Genomic DNA, 16205 nt, shown 5'->3' with positions numbered 1-16205 from the left:
TCGAAGCCCCGGTAAACGGCGGCCGTAACTATAACGGTCCTAAGGTAGCGAAATTCCTTGTCGGGTAAGTTCCGACCTGCACGAATGGTGTAACCATGGCCACGCTGTCTCCACCCGAGACTCAGTGAAATTGAAATCGCAGTGAAGATGCTGTGTACCCGCGGCTAGACGGAAAGACCCCGTGAACCTTTACTACAGCTTGGCACTGAACATTGACCCTACATGTGTAGGATAGGTGGGAGGCTTTGAAGCGCAGACGCTAGTTTGTGTGGAGCCGACCTTGAAATACCACCCTTGTAGTGTTGATGTTCTAACTTAGGCCCCTGAATCGGGGTTGAGGACAGTGCCTGGTGGGTAGTTTGACTGGGGCGGTCTCCTCCCAAAGAGTAACGGAGGAGCACGAAGGTTTGCTAAGTACGGTCGGACATCGTACGGTTAGTGTAATGGTAGAAGCAAGCTTAACTGCGAGACAGACACGTCGAGCAGGTACGAAAGTAGGTCATAGTGATCCGGTGGTTCTGAATGGAAGGGCCATCGCTCAACGGATAAAAGGTACTCCGGGGATAACAGGCTGATACCGCCCAAGAGTTCATATCGACGGCGGTGTTTGGCACCTCGATGTCGGCTCATCACATCCTGGGGCTGAAGTCGGTCCCAAGGGTATGGCTGTTCGCCATTTAAAGTGGTACGCGAGCTGGGTTTAGAACGTCGTGAGACAGTTCGGTCCCTATCTGCCGTGGGCGTTTGAGAATTGAGAGGGGCTGCTCCTAGTACGAGAGGACCGGAGTGGACGAACCGCTGGTATTCGGGTTGTGATGCCAATTGCATTGCCCGGTAGCTACGTTCGGAATCGATAACCGCTGAAAGCATCTAAGCGGGAAGCGAGCCTCGAGATGAGTTCTCACTTTGACTTAGAGTCAACTGAAGGGCCGTTGAAGACTACAACGTTGATAGGCGAGATGTGGAAGTGCTGTGAGGCATTAAGCTAACTCGTACTAATTACCCGTGAGGCTTAACCATACAACGCCAAAGTGGTTTAGCGACAGAAGTTAATAGACTAAAGTAGACAAAGAATTTAATAGCTTTTTCCAGATTTATATTAATGAAGGATACTTCATTAATGAACAGAATTTCCTGATGACCATAGCGTTTTGGAACCACCTGACCCCATGCCGAACTCAGAAGTGAAACAAAACAGCGTCGATGATAGTGTGGGCTTCCCATGTGAAAGTAGAACATCGTCAGGGCCTTATTAGAGAAACCCGTTGCAGCAATGCGACGGGTTTTTTGCTGTGTGGGATTTGGAAAAAATCTCATAAGATAATCAACACCTCGAAAAGCAATCAATACATTACAAAACAATCAACACATCGCGAGGTAAACTCGCTCCCACCACTACATCAACAAAATACTGCACTGGTAGGAGGGGGTTTACCCGCCGAGCTGTTGAGTCTCTCAAACAAAAAGAATAAAACAGTCTACTCTGTAACATCGCGAGCTAAACTCGCTCCCACTACAATATCAACAAAGTGCTGCACTGGTAGGAGGCGGTTTACCCGCCGAGCTGTTGAGTCTCTCAAACAAAAAGAATAAAACAGTCTACTCTGTAACATCGCGAGCTAAACTCGCACTCACCACAACACCAGCAAAGTGCTGGACAGGGAAGAGGCGGTTTACCCGCCGAGCTGTTGGGTCTCTCAAACAAAAAGAATAAAAACATCCTACTTTGTAACATCACGAGGTAAACTCGCTCCCACCACGACATCAACAAAGTGCAGCACTGGTAGGAGGCGGTTTACCCGCCGAGCTGTGTGACTAGAGACGAACGCATGGTAATAATCAACAATGCGATAGGCGTTCTAGCACGTGGATCCATTTACTGAAGTTTCTAGATTAAAGTTATAGTGATGAAGAAGGTTTGAAAAAACTCCATGCGATAAAACGGCTTATCTTATTACCTTGACCCATCTCTATTATTCTCACTTGTTCTGCTGCGACTTTTCTAATTTGCTTTTGAAGCGGTTTTATATTGTCTTTATTAGAGATGAGAGATGTAAACCAGTAAATTTGCTCCTTGTACATGGCACTCTCAGCTATCATATTAAGCAAGAAGCGTTTTTCTCCACCTTCACACCATAATTCTTGAGCCTGGCCGCCAAAGTTTAGTGAACTTTGTGGCGTTTTATTGAGGTTTCTCCACTTGCGCTGTGTTCCTTTGTTTGCTTCGGCTTCACTAGAATGAAAGGGCGGGTTACACATTGAAAAATGATAAAATTGGTTTGCTTTTATGATTGTCTTAAAAAATTGATTAGGCTGCTTTTGCTGAAGAACCTTTACTGGCAATTTATTTAATTCTGCGATGGTTTTAGCACATTTTACTGCAACAGGATTTATATCGGATGCTACAAAACGCCAGTTATATTCCCTTGAGCCTAAGATGGGGTAGATCAAATTGGCACCGGTGCCAATATCTACGCCTTGAACTTTGTCAGGCAAATCACTTTCGTCGAGTAAATCTTTGAGTGCGTGAATGTAGTCTGCTCTGCCTGGCACGGGGGGGCATAAAAACTGTGGGGGGATATCCCAAACTTGGATATCGTAGTCTGATTTAAGCAATGCTTTATTTAACAGTTTCACGGCATCTGGGTTTGCGAAGTCGATACTTTTGATACCATCAGCTCGTTTGTAAGCAAAATCTTTTAAAGTGGGTTCGAGTGTTATGAGCTTATCGAGATCATAGCCAGAGTTATGCTTGTTTCTTGGATGCACGGGGTTCTTCGAATAAATAAAAAGATTATAACACTTTTAATCGAACCCTTAAGTCTTGAAAAAATACTTTATCTTAAAGACATGCCAACTTTTGCTTGCCTTGTTTTGGAGTTTACTTATCAACCACTCAACTGGTACGATGAGGAACAAACGTTTAAAAAATCAAAACAAAGAAATGGTAGAGCAAAAATCTCTGTTAGTAGATATAGAGGATGGGCACAAACTCCACCTCAGATATATAGCGAAACCCGGTAGTATTGGTCCTGTTGTATTCTTTATGCATGGTGCGGTCGAGAATGGTAAAATTTTCTACACTGAATCTAATAAAGGATTAGCCCCTTTTTTGGCTGAACATGGTTATCGTTGTTTTGTGGGTGATCTTCGTGGTCGAGGTGGAAGCACGCCAAAAATTGATTCAGAAGCGACTTACGGACAAACTGAATCAATTTTGTACGAAATTCCTGAAATGCTGAATTTTATCGAGCAATACACTGGCTCTAGAGCACAATATTGGGTTGGGCATTCTTGGGGGGGCGTATTGATGAATAGTGTTTTTGCACGCTTTCCAAGTGAAATTCAGCACGTGAAAGCTTGTGTCTATTTTGGCTCTAAGCGTAGCTTGTATAATAATCACCCCAGTAAATTACTTAAAGCAAACCTGTTATGGTTTAATGTTGCACATTACTACTCCAAAAAGTATGGTTATCTACCAGCGAAGAAGCTCGGTTGGGGAAGCGATGATGAGTCTTCAAAATCACATGCTCAAAGTGCTGACTGGGCACAAAAGAATCCTTGGATAGATTCAGACGATGGCTTTGATTACTCCTCTGTTTTACAACATATAATGTTACCACCGACTTTACACATAGCGGGAGTTAAAGATAAGGCGCTTGCTCAACCTGTTGATATTAAGGCTTTCATAAGTGAGTCAGGAAATGGGATCCAAGAGCTTAAGATTTATGGGAAAACACACGGCCATCAACATAATTATGGGCACATAGATATGTTAACCCATAAACATGCACGTGATGATCAATTTAAAGATTTGCTTGCGTGGTTTGATCGCTTTGCGGTTGGGGGATCATCTTCTCAATAAACCCTTCATAACGCTGCCACTTTTCTAGTGGTTGCGTACTGATTGGCTTTCTAACTTGGGCTTTGCTCAAGGTATGCACTGGCTTTTTAGACTTATGAAAGTCCAAGCATTCAGGTTCGTACTTTTGATACAAAAAGCCCAAACATTTCTTGATGGTTTTTTCTGGTTCAGCAATCAGTTGTTCGTAACTAAACGTGAAAATGTCCCTTTTCATAAATTGGTAAAAATGAGACATAAGGTCGCTTTGCGCTTGTGCATACAAGGCAAACTCACTTAAAGAGCAAAAATAAGGTTCACTTTCGGCGAAATGGTTACTGTATACTGACCAAGCTGTTGCTTTGAAATTGCGTGTTAAATGAATTACTCGCGCTTCAGGGAAGAGCTTGTGGATTAACCCCAGATTTTGAAAATTCGCTGGTAGCTTATTTATCACAACTTCTTCAGATACTCTATGTCTTTTTATTTCATCGACATAGAGAATGCGGCAATGATCTAACATCGAATTACTGAGTTGGTTTAAGCATGCGGGAAACTCAGCATTATTACGCATACTGAGGTAGGGGACAATTTTGTCACTGATCACTGTATTCTCGCCAAGAGTTCCAATATTTGAGTGTTGCACCAACATTTGCTCAAGGAGCGTAGATCCTGTTCTTGGCAGACCAACAATAAATACCGGTGTAAATGTTGTTTTTACTTTATCACTGGGTTTATTAAAGAAAGATTGGCCACAATATCGTTTAATCGATTCAAAAAATGGAAGCATATCTAGAGTGCGAAACTCACTCAAGGATAGCTGAGTTTCATTTGCTAGCGCAAAATGCTCCTGCGCGAGCTTGTAATCACCTAAACGCTCATGACATTTTGCTTTTGCATAGTAGACAACGGTTTTCAGTCTAGGGGTTTCAAACTCCTCCTCAAGTTTAGTTAATTGAATTAAATAGCTTGAGAGCGCGTTTGGTTTTGACATTTGTACGAGTTCATAAAGCATAAATGCAGTCACCGCGCTGTGTGGGCAACTCAACCCAGCTTTAAAAACATTTTTTGCCTGCTCGATGAAGCCATAGTCCAGATAAAATTGGCCGAGTTGATAATGGGCTTGGGCATTATGTTTTGCCACGCTAAGCGTGTATTCAAGTACGGTTTTGGCGTCGACTGGTGAGCCAACCGCTAAAAAAGCGTCTGCTAATGCAAAAAGTGGCTCGAGCATTTTTGGCAGGTGTTCACAGGCTCTTTTTAAGTAGTAGATTGCATTATCATACTGCTCTAAACGCATACAGATACGACCTACACCAAAAAGAGCCGCGCCATTTTTTGGTGATTGTTTTAAAACCGATTTGTACATAAACTCGGCTTCTCGAAGTTTGTTCTCTGCCAACAGCTCGTTGGCTCGCTGTAATAACAACATGTGCTAATAGAGTTACTTAATCAATTTTCAATAGAATAAAAATAAAAAGGCGAAATAGCTATTGCTAGTTCGCCTTTGTTTCTGGGTTACAGTAAAAGTTAGAACGTATATGTTGCTTTGACGTAGTAGAAGCCGCCATTTATACCGTATGGTGAGGTTTCGTAGTATTTGCCACCCCAGTTATTATTTGGAATGCCAGTTGCGTCATAAAAATCAAGTTCTTCAGGATCTTGGTCGAAAATATTATTTGCACCAACAGATAAGCTAATTGAATCTGTTGCAAAATAAGTTAACTCTGCATCGAACGTGATAGTTGCATCAGCTGTTTTAGCCGTTGCGTCATAATCTACGTGGACACCTTGATATTCACCGTAGTAGTTCATCCGAACAAAACCTGAAAAAGTATCCCACTGTTGGGACCAAGTTAGTGTGCCTCTGTGTTTTGGCAGGTCGTTTTCTAGACGAGATACCTTGAAATCACCAGTAATTGCAGAAAACCGGTCTACTTCGGTTTCATTCCAGTTGTAGGCTGCACTGAAGGTCGCGTAACCTCCAAGCATGTCCATCGAGTAGTTACCTACCAAGTCGACCCCTTGAGTAGTGGTATCGAAGTCGTTTGTAAAGAAACTAACTTGAGCTAGATTATCTACATTTGGTACACCTGCCGCTTTAAGTGCCTCTTTATCAGCATCACTCAACACAATTTTTTCTGATTGACTCAAGCGATCAGTGACTTCTATGTTGTAGTAATCCAATGTGATAAACAGGTCACCAGAACGGTATACTGCGCCTAAAGTAAAGCTTTCTGACTCTTCAGGAGTCAGCTCTGTACCACCTAGCTGCTCTGAGACAGGGTTAGTTGGTGGAAGTAATGCAGAGTCAACTAGCACACCGCTACTTAAGTTTGTTTGAACGTTAGAGACATTTGCTTGACCAACCGTTGGTGCCCTAAAACCGGTGCTCACCGAGCCACGTACAGAGAAGTCTTCGGTAACGTGATATTGACCAGTAATTTTGAAGTTGGTGGTTGAACCAAATGTATCGTAGTCTTCGTATCTTAGTGCCCACCCCATTAAAAAGTCTTCAGTAAATGGGGTTTCAATATCGATGTAAGCAGCGTAGTTACGACGAGTGTATTCTCCGGCTGCTGACGGTTTAAAGCCAGGGAAACCATTAGAACCAATACCAAAACCTTGCTGCGTAAGTGGGCCTGCGATAAATGATGCTTCATCGCCTGCAAGTACCTCAAAGGTTTCTTCATGCCATTCGAGACCCGCGGCAACATTCACGTCATATGCAAGATCAAAATCATAGCCTTTAGAAACATCGAAATTGAAATTCTTTTCTAATTGTATGTACTTACCTGGGCTGAAATCCATTGGCGTGTCAGCACCAAGAGATGCGTTTACCGTATTGGTAATGAAATAGCGTGACTCATTACGTCCTACTGAGCCACTTAAATCCCAGTAGCCACCTTCCAAAAAGCCATCTTGAAACTCACCTTCAACACCGATAGTCAAAGAGGTGTCAGTAATGTTGCCACCAAAGTTTGGAGTAAAACCGCCAGGTAAAATTTCATTAAACGCGAAACAGTTGCGGCCTAACTCGGTATCGGCTGCAATTAATTGATAAGCCGGAATATTTTCAACGTTTCTGTCAGTAAGGTTGACGACTGGACACTCAATACCAACGCCAACGCCATCTAGGTCTCCAACTAGTAGTGTTTCTCCACCGTCGTTAGAATACACACCGGGGCGGGTCTGAGGGTTCCGGTAGTAGAACCCCCCTTTGACGTCGCGTTCTGAGTAATTACCAAACATATAGAAGTGCGCATTATCTGTAACGTCTACACCAACATTACCAAAGATACTAATATCATCTTTAATTTCTGGAGCGCCCCATATTTGTGCTGGGTCACCAACACCTTCTACACCCGCACCTATGTAAGCGGCAGCGTCCGGACGTTGAACACTTCTGCTTGTCGCATCAGCTTCCTTATATTGGAAGCTAAGGTTTGCAAAGCCGTTATCGGTAAATGGCAAACCGACATTACCTTCTATAACAGTTGTGTCGCCATCCCCTTCATAATACTCACCTTGGCGCACTGAGAAAGAGCCTCCCTCACTTGCGTCTTTCAGTACGAAGTTCATTACACCAGCAATAGCATCTGAACCGTACTGTGCAGCAGCGCCATCACGAAGAACTTCAACCTGCTTTAGCGCAATACTTGGGATCACTGAAATGTCAGGACCTTGTGCACCGTCGTTAATACCGCCTCCAAGGAAAGCAATAACGGATGAGCGGTGACGACGCTTACCGTTTAATAGAATAAGCGTACTATCTGCTGGCAAGCCACGTAGGTTGGCTGGTCTTACTAAGGTTGCTGCATCGCTGATAGGGTTCGCATGCACGTTTAGTGATGGAACTGAACCTTTGAGCAACTCAAGCATATCTGAGCCGGCTGCTTTGGACATATCTTCTGCGCCGATGATATCGATTGGAACCGGCGACTCGCCAACAGAACGAGGCGCAGCCCTTGAACCGACTACAGCAATCTTTTCTATTTTCTCATCGACTTTGGGTTTATCGGCCTCTTCAGCTATGGCAGTTGTTGTAAGAAGTGATGTTGTTGCAGCTGACGCTAGCGCAAGGCGAATTGCACGGCGCAGCGTGTTACTATTTTGTTTCATCCTGTTTCCCCAGTTGATTGTTGTTGTCATACCAATAAAAAGGTCATTTATAATATTTTTACCTTTAATACACATATAATTTAATTTGCTATGTGTTGGCAAGCGCTTTTTTAAAATTAGCAGCGATTTAGAAAACTGCAACTTTCTGAATAACTTTTTGTTTCCGCTATAAAGAATGTCAAAATCCTAAATATAAGTTGTTGTTAAAGATGATGTTTTATGGCTTTTCTTTGGTTTCTCACATTAAGCTTAATTTGTTGCATATCTATGGTGATAAAATAGAGGAGGAAGGTAACAGCGAATATTGAGTTTTTGTTTATTATTTAAGCATAATTGAAGATCACGTCTTGGTTGCAGAGGTGTGATCGAGAATTCTAGCTATGTCGTGGGGAAATCATATTGAGTCGGGTATTTTATACAAAAAAATTACCCCTCTACTTGGCTAGCACATATTTTTGTACTAATGGCTAATAGCTAAAAGCGCGTAAACTTTGATAGACTTGGGTTATCACTATTTTTGAGTTAATGAATGAAACTGATCAAAGTTGTTCACAAAGCACCGATGCGCGTTGCTCGGATCAGTAAACGCCGGCAGCAGATCAGATTACGCCGCGCTATGGTTGCGCTTAAATGTGCCCTTGAACAAGAAAAGCAAGAAACCAAAGAAATGCTTGAAATTTATAAACGCTACACCTTGGGAAAAGCAGATAGGACTGAACTAAAGACTGCTAACGCACAACTTGTTGATATACTGAAAGGCCTAGGACTAGGCGTATTTGCGATTTTGCCTTTTGCTCCTATCACTATTCCAATTATTGTAAAAGTAGGTAGCTTAGTGGGGGTCGATGTGTTGCCAAGCTCCTTTAATTTGAAAAAAAAGCCGACAGATACCAAGAATTCGTGAATTTTCTTTTTAGGCTTGTTAATCTACGTAAGGACATTATAAATTTGAGGCCTACATGAACAATCTAGTCGTTCACTCTTCTATGGGTACACCCATTTCTCTTTTTTCCGCGACAGACCTAGTATCGTGGCAAGCAAAGCAATCAGAAACCGTTCAATTACTTATTAATACTGCAAAACTTCAGTCACAAAAAACGATTGTCATTCCCGCTTTAGGCTCTAATGAGGTTGAGCGAGTCATCGTTTTGATTGAAGAAGAGGGAGATTTTTGGGCTTTAGGTAATCTTGCTAAACAACTACCAAAAGGCACTTACACTCTAGATGTTGCTGAGGAGCTGGTTGAAGCTAACGCTACTGCCTTTTTGCTCGGTGCATACCAGTTTGCCGCTTACAAAGAGCTTGCACCTATTGTTGCTAAGCTGGCTATTGCCGATGAGCAGACTTATCACAAAGTCAAAGCGACAGTTGAGTCGATAAACCTTGCTCGTGACTTAGTAAACACACCTGCCGCAGATATGATGCCACAGCATATGGCTGAAGTGATGTCAGAACTTGCTGAGCAATATGATGCTGATTTTAATCAAATTGTTGGTGATGAATTACTAGAACAAAACTATCCGACTATTCATATGGTTGGTCGTGCCAGTGATAATGCGCCAAGATTATTAGACTTACGGTGGGGGGATGATAAGCACCCTAAATTGACGCTTGTGGGCAAGGGAGTGTGCTTTGATTCCGGTGGACTTGACCTGAAACCTGCGTCTGGTATGCGCAATATGAAAAAAGACATGGGCGGTGCTGCCCATGTTATTGCACTTGCTAATATGGTTATGGCAGCAAAATTACCGGTGCGGTTACGCGTGCTTATCCCTGCGGTTGAGAATGCTGTTTCGCGTAATGCTTTTAGACCAGGAGATGTGATAAAAACACGTAAAGGTATCACCGTTGAAATAGACAATACTGACGCGGAAGGGCGATTGGTGCTTTGCGATGCGTTAGCAGAAGCACAAACGGAATCTCCAGCGCTTTTAGTCGATTTTGCTACGTTAACCGGTGCATGTCGCATTGCTTTGGGAACTGAGCTTCCTGGTTTTTACTCGACAGATCAAAAAATTGCTGCTGAGTTAATGGAAATAGGGCTGAGCAATGCCGATCCAATTTGGCAGCTGCCGCTATTTGATCAATATAAAGCGTTATTTAAGAGTGATGTAGCTGATATTGCCAACTGTGGCTCAACGCCATTTGGTGGCTCTATTACTGCGGCACTTTACTTAAAAGAATTTGTTGAGCCTCAAACTACACCTTGGCTTCATTTCGACGTTATGGCGTGGAACTTAAGAGCACTTCCGGGTAGGCCGGTCGGCGGTGAGGCGCTCGGATTGAGAACGATGTTCAGCTATCTCGAGAAAAAGTTTAGCTAACTGCTTTATTTACCTGTTGTAAAAAAGCCCAGCGATGATTAAGCGTCTGGGCTTTTATTTATTAATTAAACGCTTTTTTCTGGAATATTTTCCAGTATTCCTTTCATTTGTTGCCAATACAGACCTACGCTTGCGATCTCTACTTTTTCTTCAGGAGAATGCGGAAACTTTATGGTTGGGCCAAAAGAAATCATATCCATATTTGGGTATGGCTCTTTAAATAGACCACACTCAAGGCCTGCATGGATCACCATTATATGCGGCTTCTCACCGTAGATAGATTCATACATATCGCGGAATATCGCCAAAACTTGCGAGTTAGGATCTGGCTTCCAGCCGGGATAAGCTCCGCTAAATTCAATGTCGGCTGCGCCCAGTTCAGCGAGTGATCGTAGCATACCTTCGACATCACTTCGGCCTGAATCAATTAATGATCGGATCAAGCAAAGCACCTCAAGGTTTTTCTCTGAGGTTGAAATCACCCCCATATTAAGAGAGGTCTCAACAACCCCTTTTATATCATCGCTCATTCGAATAACGCCATTTGGGCAGGCGTTCAGTAATGCTAATACTTTGCTTTGGCTTTTTGTTGTGAGTGCTAAATGATGGTTATCGATGGTGTTGAGTGCAAAAGTGATCCCTGATTCAATAGCGCTAAGCTCTTGCTTTACTGTGGTTTCATATTGTTCAACTAGAGACTGAAATTGGTCAACCTTGCTGCTGTCAAAGCTTACCATGGCATAAGCTTCACGAGGGATCGCATTGCGTAGCGAGCCGCCTCTAATATCAATAAGTTTGAAGTCAAAATCTGCAATGTGGTGCTTTAAAAAACGTGCCAAAAGTTTGTTAGCATTTGCGCGTCCAGTATGTATGTCAACGCCTGAATGCCCGCCGCGTAAGCCTTTGAGAGAAAGCTCGAAAACTTGATGATGTGCAGGTATTGCTTCTCTTTCAAGCGGTAGCGTCATTGAGGCATCGACTCCTCCTGCACACCCCATGTAGATCTCGCCTTCTTGCTCAGAATCTGTGTTGAGTAAGATTTCACCGTCTAACCAGCCTGACTGCAAGCCAAAAGCACCACTCATCCCAGCTTCTTCATCAACGGTGAGCAATACTTCCAGTGGACCGTGCTTGATGTCGTCTGCGTCCAGTACAGCAAGGCATGATGCCATACCAATACCATTATCAGCACCTAATGTAGTGCCGGTAGCGGTTACCCAACCATCATCAACAAATGGCTTGATAGGATCGGTAACAAAATCATGAGCAGTATCATCATTTTTCTGAGGCACCATATCAATATGTGCTTGCAGCACTACGGGTTTGCGGTTTTCCATACCAGCGGTTGCTGGCTTTTTAATGAACACATTACCAACTTCGTCACGGCGAACTGCTAGGCCTTTACTTTCGGCCCATTCAACAATGAAGCCTGCTAATGCTTCTTCATGTTTTGATGGGTGAGGGATAGCACAAATTTGGTCAAAGAATTTCCAAATGGCTTGAGGTTCTAATTGGCTGACTTCTGTATGCGCTTTAAGCACAGTGAACTCCTTGGGTGGATGGTAATAATGCAACAATGTTACCATCCACCCAAGGGCAAAATCGAGTTATTCAGGCCATACTTTACCTAAGGAGTACGGCTTGAGTGTAAAATAGGCGATTACTGACCTCTACTTACCGCAACCGCAGGTGCAATTAACTCAAGTCCGGTTTTATCACAAGGAGGTAGGCTGGCATCAGAGCTGGCAATTGGGGTTACTCTATCACCCCATTTTAGATAGCTTGCGGCCCATGTTAAGCCTGCTCCAAACGCCGCTGACATGATATTTGCGTGTGGTTGGATCAAGCCATTTTCTACAGCTTCACATAGTGCAATCGCAATGGTTGCAGCAGATGTATTGCCGTATTTATCGATATTAACCATTACTTTATCGTCTGCGATTTCCAATCGACTTTGAATGGCTTGAATAATACGAAGATTTGCCTGATGAGGGATAAGTACATCAATATCATCTAACGATAGTGAAGCTTGTTTTAATACGTCATCACAAGCTTCACTCATGCCCTTTACGGCACGCTTAAAAATTTCACGGCCTTCAAACGACAGATCCGACGGCCCAGTACCCGCACAGCGATCCATGTCGGTACCATAATTTGGGATGTGAAGAATGCTGCGATCTGAGCTATCACACCCTGTTTTGGTACCAAGTAAGCCCGCAGGCTCCTCGCTCGCCTCCAAAACGACTGCACCAGCACCATCACCAAACAAAACTGCGCTGTCACGCTTTGCCCAGTTAACGTACCAAGTCATGCGTTCAGCGGCTACTACAACCGCTTTTTTGATCATGCCAGCTTGGATTTGAGCTGTAGCGTTTTGTAATGCGTACAAAAAGCCGGAGCACGCAGCGTTAGTGTCACATGCTGCCGCACCAACTGCGCCAATGTTTTTCTGTACCAAAGAAGCAGTGTTTGCAACCATGGTTGAAGGGGTACAAGTTGCAAGTAGCACCAAGTCAATATCTTTGCCATCTACACCAGCACAGGCCAGTGCATGTTGGCTTGCAACCGTAGCGAGATCTGCAGTGCTAACATGACTGACACGTCTAGATCTGATCCCTGTTCTTGTGCTTATCCACTCGTCGTTTGTATCAACGACAGTACTTATTTCGTCATTACTAATGCTTGCTGGTGGAATACATTTCCCCCAGCCTGTGATTTTTGCGTAAACCATAGTGTCTCTTAATCTAATCCGACCAGTCGGCCAATTTTTTCATTTATACCAAATCCTTCATGGTATTGCCATAAAAGCGATACATGCCATCGACTAAGACGTGATTAACTGATATTAATCACAGTAATTTTAACTAAATTCGGTATAATTTTGATAAAACCGTCAAACTCAAACCATATGATGAACATTGCGTTTTCACCAAGCTCTGCATTGGGGCAACTTTTATTATTGCGCTCAGTGGCAATTGTTATACAAATACTGATGTTGTTATTTGCAGCGCTGGTATTTGGCAAGCAGTTTGACTTTGTTGCTGTGGTCGGTGTTGTGGCAGCTGAGTCGGTTTTTCAATTACTGAGTATCTACGCCTACCGCCATACTAAAGAGGCTGAGCCGATAGGTATGACGATGCAGCTGCTAGCAGATATTCTATTTTTGACTATTTTGCTGGATTTGACAGGGGGAGCTACCAATGCGTTTGTATCCCTGTTGGTTCTGCCAACAGTGATTGCTGCGGTAACAATACCGACGTTGAATATGTTAGTGGTATCGGCAAGTGCGATTGGTGCTTACGTTTATTTGTACATAAAAATGTCCCATGAGCATGTGCATCATATGGATATGTCGACACACCTACTAGGTATGTTGGTAAACTTTACTTTTACAATCATTGTTGTGGCAACTGTTGTGAGTTTATTGGTAAAGCAAAATCGTAAGAAAGAGCGAGCTATAGCGTCACTGCGAGAACAACAGCTACAGCAGGAACAAATTATTGCGTTAGGAAGCGCTGCTGCACAAGCGACGCATCAGCTAGCTACGCCTATTGCGCATTTGGCATTGTTACATGAGGAGTTAGATGAACTTTATCCTAATGAGCCATGTGTAGCGGACATGTCTGAGCCACTATTCCGTTGTAAGGAGCAGCTTGATGTATTCAGAGAGTTCACCGAGTATTTAAAGTCAGCATCAAAAATAACTATTACCATTGAACGCTTTGCTGAGCAGTTGAGCGAACTAGTTAGCTTACAGTTTCCAAACCAACACTTTCATTTTGAATTAGAGAATCTCGAAGGGGAGTTAACCGATGATCCCATGCTCGCGCCTTCTATTTTGAATCTGATCAGTAATGGTGTTAGAGCGAACGAGCAAGCTGGTCAAGTTGATATCAAGATAAAGCTAAATTCAACAGACTCAGAACACCGTATTACGATCCTTGATAGTGGATTGGGCATAGATGAAGAAAAGCTCAAGCAGCTTGGACAGCATGTGGTGAATAGTGAGTCAGGGTTAGGTATGGCTGTCCTGCTTAGCCACGCCACAATAGAGCGGCTTGGTGGACAATTAGCGATAGAAAATTGCATCTCAGGCGGAACAAAGTGCACTATCAAATTACCAAAGGTGAGAGATGAAATTATTACTCGTTGAAGATGATGTGCCATATGCACAAACGCTTGTGCGTCGGCTAGAAAAACATGGGTTAACTGTTCAGCATGTCACAACTATAGATGAGATGTTAACAGCAGTTGATTCTTGCTCATTTGACTACTTTTTATTAGATATGAAACTGGATAAGGCAAACTCTGTTAATTTTATCGCCACAATCAAACAGCATCATCCATGCTCTAAAGTGGTACTGTTAACAGGCTATGCTAGTATTGCCACCGCGGTTGAAGCTATCAAACTTGGCGCAGATGATTACCTCACAAAACCAGCAAGCACAAGCTTGATTTTACAGACTTTATTGGGTGAAAAAACCGACAATCTTGAAGCCGAAATTATGTCTCCAGAGCGGCTTGAATGGGAACACATTCAACAGGTTTTAAAGGCGAATGACGGCAACATATCACAGACCGCACGTCAGCTAAATATGCACCGACGAACATTACAGAGGAAATTACAAAAGAAACCTGCTTATAAGTAAGTTTTCACATATACTGATTATTAACTAAACTGAAATATGCTGAGTCAGTCGATGATACTCTCATTTGAAGCATTGAATCTATGGGCTATTTTGCTTGCTGCGCTCTCGTCCTTCATGTTGGGCGGGATTTGGTATTCACCTGTGTTATTTCAAAAAACGTGGCTAGAGGGCTGTGGACTTACCGAGTTAGATTTACAAACAAGCGACCCAAAGATGACATTTGGTATGGCGTTTTTGTTATCGCTGCTAGCTAGCGTATTTATGGCGATGGTAATTGCACCATCATTTTCATTGATTGGTGCTACCGCCTTTGGAGCTGGAGTTGGGATCTGCTTTGTCGCGAGTGCCCTAGGAATAAGTTATATCTTTGAACAGCGTCCATTGAAGTTGTTTTTAGTCAACGGCGGCTACCATATGTTACAGTTCACACTTATCGCGTTTGTGTTACGTATAATGAGTTAAAGGAAGATGGCAAAGCCAAACAAAAAAGGCCCAGTAAGAACAGTCGATATTTTTTGCGCCAGTTGCAAACAAAAGTTGTTTAAGTATCGTAAAGGCGGAAAAGGAAGCTTAGTGAAGTGTTTCAAAGAACGTATAAGTCAAGATTTTACAGCGGAGCAGACAAGCTGCCCAAGTTGTGGCAGTGTGTTTGCCCGTGATTCACTCGTTCGTGGAGCTCCTGCATTGAAAATCATTGGCGGAAAAGTCACATTCAAATAATGGCGCTAATGTTTTTTTTAGTTCTCGCTAAAAGACAGACAAATGTCCTGTCCTGATTTTTTTAGTTTGTTACTATCTCGCCGTTTGTCTTTGCTGTTTCAATGAATGAAAGCGACCCTTCCCATGGAACTGGGCCAGCCTATTGGGTCTTGCAAAATGGAAAAAACATGATCGATTTAATGTTCGATATTATAGGTATGAGCGGTACTTTCCTAGTCGTAGGTGCGTTCTTTATGTTGCAGCTTGAGAAAGCATCACCAGAGAGTTTAACCTACAATCTGATGAATTTAACTGGCGCGATTCTTTTGCTTATTAGCCTTTGCTATAACTTTAACTTAGCAAGCTTTGTTATTGAGCTATTTTGGATCGCAGCTTCGCTTATAGGCTTGTTTAAGTATTTTAAAGCTAAAAAGGTAGCAGCAGCCTAAAAGAAAAGATTAATCAAAAACTTGCGTAGTAGCAAAGAGCAAGTATTATTAAGTTAATCATATGCTGCTACGTAGGTTAGATTACTCTAACGCTACGAGTGAAGTGTGGGAACATAGAGCT

The 16205-nt window shown here is 42.9% G+C and carries 13 protein-coding genes and 2 rRNA genes (1 of these 15 cut by a window edge); 10 read left to right on the top strand and 5 right to left on the bottom strand.

Going from position 1 to position 16205, the window contains the following annotated elements; translation table 11 throughout:
- Positions 1 to 1020 (top strand): 23S ribosomal RNA (locus J8Z24_RS18085) (it extends 1865 nt beyond the left edge of the window).
- A gap of 113 nt (positions 1021 to 1133) precedes the next feature.
- Positions 1134 to 1247: ribosomal RNA gene (gene rrf, locus J8Z24_RS18080) — 5S ribosomal RNA — on the top strand.
- 652 nt (positions 1248 to 1899) lie between these two features.
- Here rrf and rlmF read toward each other — a convergent pair.
- Positions 1900 to 2769, bottom strand: coding sequence for a 23S rRNA (adenine(1618)-N(6))-methyltransferase RlmF (rlmF, locus tag J8Z24_RS18075; protein ID WP_252095900.1), 870 nt, complete (start codon positions 2767 to 2769; stop codon positions 1900 to 1902).
- Positions 2770 to 2944: 175 nt separating this feature from the next.
- Here rlmF and J8Z24_RS18070 point away from each other — a divergent pair, with 175 nt between their 5' ends.
- Positions 2945 to 3865 carry an alpha/beta fold hydrolase gene (locus tag J8Z24_RS18070; protein WP_176033908.1) on the top strand — a complete coding sequence of 307 codons (921 nt, stop codon included), beginning with the start codon at positions 2945 to 2947 and terminating at the stop codon, positions 3863 to 3865.
- On the opposite strand, the gene J8Z24_RS18065 is transcribed toward J8Z24_RS18070, so the two are convergent.
- Both J8Z24_RS18065 and J8Z24_RS18060 read right to left on the bottom strand, forming a co-directional pair.
- Complete coding sequence (locus J8Z24_RS18065) at positions 3807 to 5273, bottom strand: tetratricopeptide repeat-containing sulfotransferase family protein (protein WP_147390804.1); 1467 nt, start codon at positions 5271 to 5273, stop codon at positions 3807 to 3809. The two genes, J8Z24_RS18070 and J8Z24_RS18065, sit on opposite strands and share 59 nt — an antisense overlap.
- Before the next feature lie 98 nt (positions 5274 to 5371).
- The gene (locus J8Z24_RS18060) at positions 5372 to 7963 is read right to left on the bottom strand and encodes a TonB-dependent receptor plug domain-containing protein (RefSeq protein WP_128731301.1); all 2592 of its coding nucleotides are present in this window, start codon (positions 7961 to 7963) and stop codon (positions 5372 to 5374) included.
- A 529-nt stretch (positions 7964 to 8492) separates the two neighbouring features.
- Between J8Z24_RS18060 and J8Z24_RS18055 the strand changes: the two genes are divergently transcribed.
- Positions 8493 to 8867, top strand: coding sequence for a hypothetical protein (locus J8Z24_RS18055; RefSeq protein ID WP_125252776.1), 375 nt, complete (start codon positions 8493 to 8495; stop codon positions 8865 to 8867).
- A 55-nt stretch (positions 8868 to 8922) separates the two neighbouring features.
- Positions 8923 to 10287 (top strand): leucyl aminopeptidase family protein, encoded by a 1365-nt coding sequence (locus tag J8Z24_RS18050; protein WP_252095899.1) that lies wholly within the window; start codon positions 8923 to 8925, stop codon positions 10285 to 10287.
- A 65-nt stretch (positions 10288 to 10352) separates the two neighbouring features.
- On the opposite strand, the gene J8Z24_RS18045 is transcribed toward J8Z24_RS18050, so the two are convergent.
- Positions 10353 to 11828, bottom strand: coding sequence for an aminoacyl-histidine dipeptidase (locus tag J8Z24_RS18045; RefSeq protein WP_147390802.1), 1476 nt, complete (start codon positions 11826 to 11828; stop codon positions 10353 to 10355).
- A gap of 119 nt (positions 11829 to 11947) precedes the next feature.
- On the bottom strand, positions 11948 to 13018 hold the full coding sequence (locus tag J8Z24_RS18040; protein WP_128731304.1) for a ketoacyl-ACP synthase III: 1071 nt from the start codon (positions 13016 to 13018) through the stop codon (positions 11948 to 11950).
- A gap of 150 nt (positions 13019 to 13168) precedes the next feature.
- On the opposite strand from J8Z24_RS18040, the gene J8Z24_RS18035 reads away from it, so the two are divergent.
- From J8Z24_RS18035 to J8Z24_RS18015, 5 genes are all read left to right on the top strand, one after another.
- Positions 13169 to 14440 carry a sensor histidine kinase gene (locus J8Z24_RS18035; protein WP_225740809.1) on the top strand — a complete coding sequence of 424 codons (1272 nt, stop codon included), beginning with the start codon at positions 13169 to 13171 and terminating at the stop codon, positions 14438 to 14440.
- Positions 14421 to 14936, top strand: coding sequence for a response regulator transcription factor (locus J8Z24_RS18030; RefSeq protein ID WP_252095898.1), 516 nt, complete (start codon positions 14421 to 14423; stop codon positions 14934 to 14936). Before J8Z24_RS18035 ends, J8Z24_RS18030 begins: the two co-directional genes overlap by 20 nt.
- A 51-nt stretch (positions 14937 to 14987) precedes the next feature.
- The gene (locus J8Z24_RS18025; RefSeq protein WP_128731305.1) at positions 14988 to 15398 is read left to right on the top strand and encodes a DUF1761 domain-containing protein; all 411 of its coding nucleotides are present in this window, start codon (positions 14988 to 14990) and stop codon (positions 15396 to 15398) included.
- A 6-nt stretch (positions 15399 to 15404) separates the two neighbouring features.
- Positions 15405 to 15656: a hypothetical protein gene (locus tag J8Z24_RS18020; protein ID WP_125252782.1), complete on the top strand. Its 252-nt coding sequence runs from the start codon at positions 15405 to 15407 to the stop codon at positions 15654 to 15656.
- Positions 15657 to 15823: 167 nt separating this feature from the next.
- Entirely contained in the window at positions 15824 to 16084 is a 261-nt protein-coding gene (locus J8Z24_RS18015; RefSeq protein WP_125252825.1) for a CBU_0592 family membrane protein, read from the top strand.
- Positions 16085 to 16205 lie beyond the last annotated feature (121 nt).

The organism is Pseudoalteromonas sp. SCSIO 43201, from assembly GCF_023716725.1.
Classification (GTDB): Bacteria; Pseudomonadota; Gammaproteobacteria; order Enterobacterales; family Alteromonadaceae; genus Pseudoalteromonas; species Pseudoalteromonas peptidolytica.
Note: the sequence above shows the minus strand (reverse complement) of the source record. Positions and strands in the feature narration are given on the sequence as shown.

What these genes read in the sequence shown, in the direction of transcription:
- J8Z24_RS18065 (WP_147390804.1), bottom strand. Translation starts at nt 5,273, where the DNA reads ATGTTGTTATTACAGCGAGCCAACGAGCTGTTGGCAGAGAACAAACTT.
- J8Z24_RS18030 (WP_252095898.1), top strand. Translation starts at nt 14,421, where the DNA reads ATGAAATTATTACTCGTTGAAGATGATGTGCCATATGCACAAACGCTT.
- J8Z24_RS18040 (WP_128731304.1), bottom strand. Translation starts at nt 13,018, where the DNA reads ATGGTTTACGCAAAAATCACAGGCTGGGGGAAATGTATTCCACCAGCA.
- J8Z24_RS18055 (WP_125252776.1), top strand. Translation starts at nt 8,493, where the DNA reads ATGAAACTGATCAAAGTTGTTCACAAAGCACCGATGCGCGTTGCTCGG.
- J8Z24_RS18025 (WP_128731305.1), top strand. Translation starts at nt 14,988, where the DNA reads ATGATACTCTCATTTGAAGCATTGAATCTATGGGCTATTTTGCTTGCT.
- J8Z24_RS18015 (WP_125252825.1), top strand. Translation starts at nt 15,824, where the DNA reads ATGATCGATTTAATGTTCGATATTATAGGTATGAGCGGTACTTTCCTA.
- J8Z24_RS18060 (WP_128731301.1), bottom strand. Translation starts at nt 7,963, where the DNA reads ATGAAACAAAATAGTAACACGCTGCGCCGTGCAATTCGCCTTGCGCTA.
- J8Z24_RS18070 (WP_176033908.1), top strand. Translation starts at nt 2,945, where the DNA reads ATGGTAGAGCAAAAATCTCTGTTAGTAGATATAGAGGATGGGCACAAA.
- J8Z24_RS18020 (WP_125252782.1), top strand. Translation starts at nt 15,405, where the DNA reads ATGGCAAAGCCAAACAAAAAAGGCCCAGTAAGAACAGTCGATATTTTT.
- J8Z24_RS18050 (WP_252095899.1), top strand. Translation starts at nt 8,923, where the DNA reads ATGAACAATCTAGTCGTTCACTCTTCTATGGGTACACCCATTTCTCTT.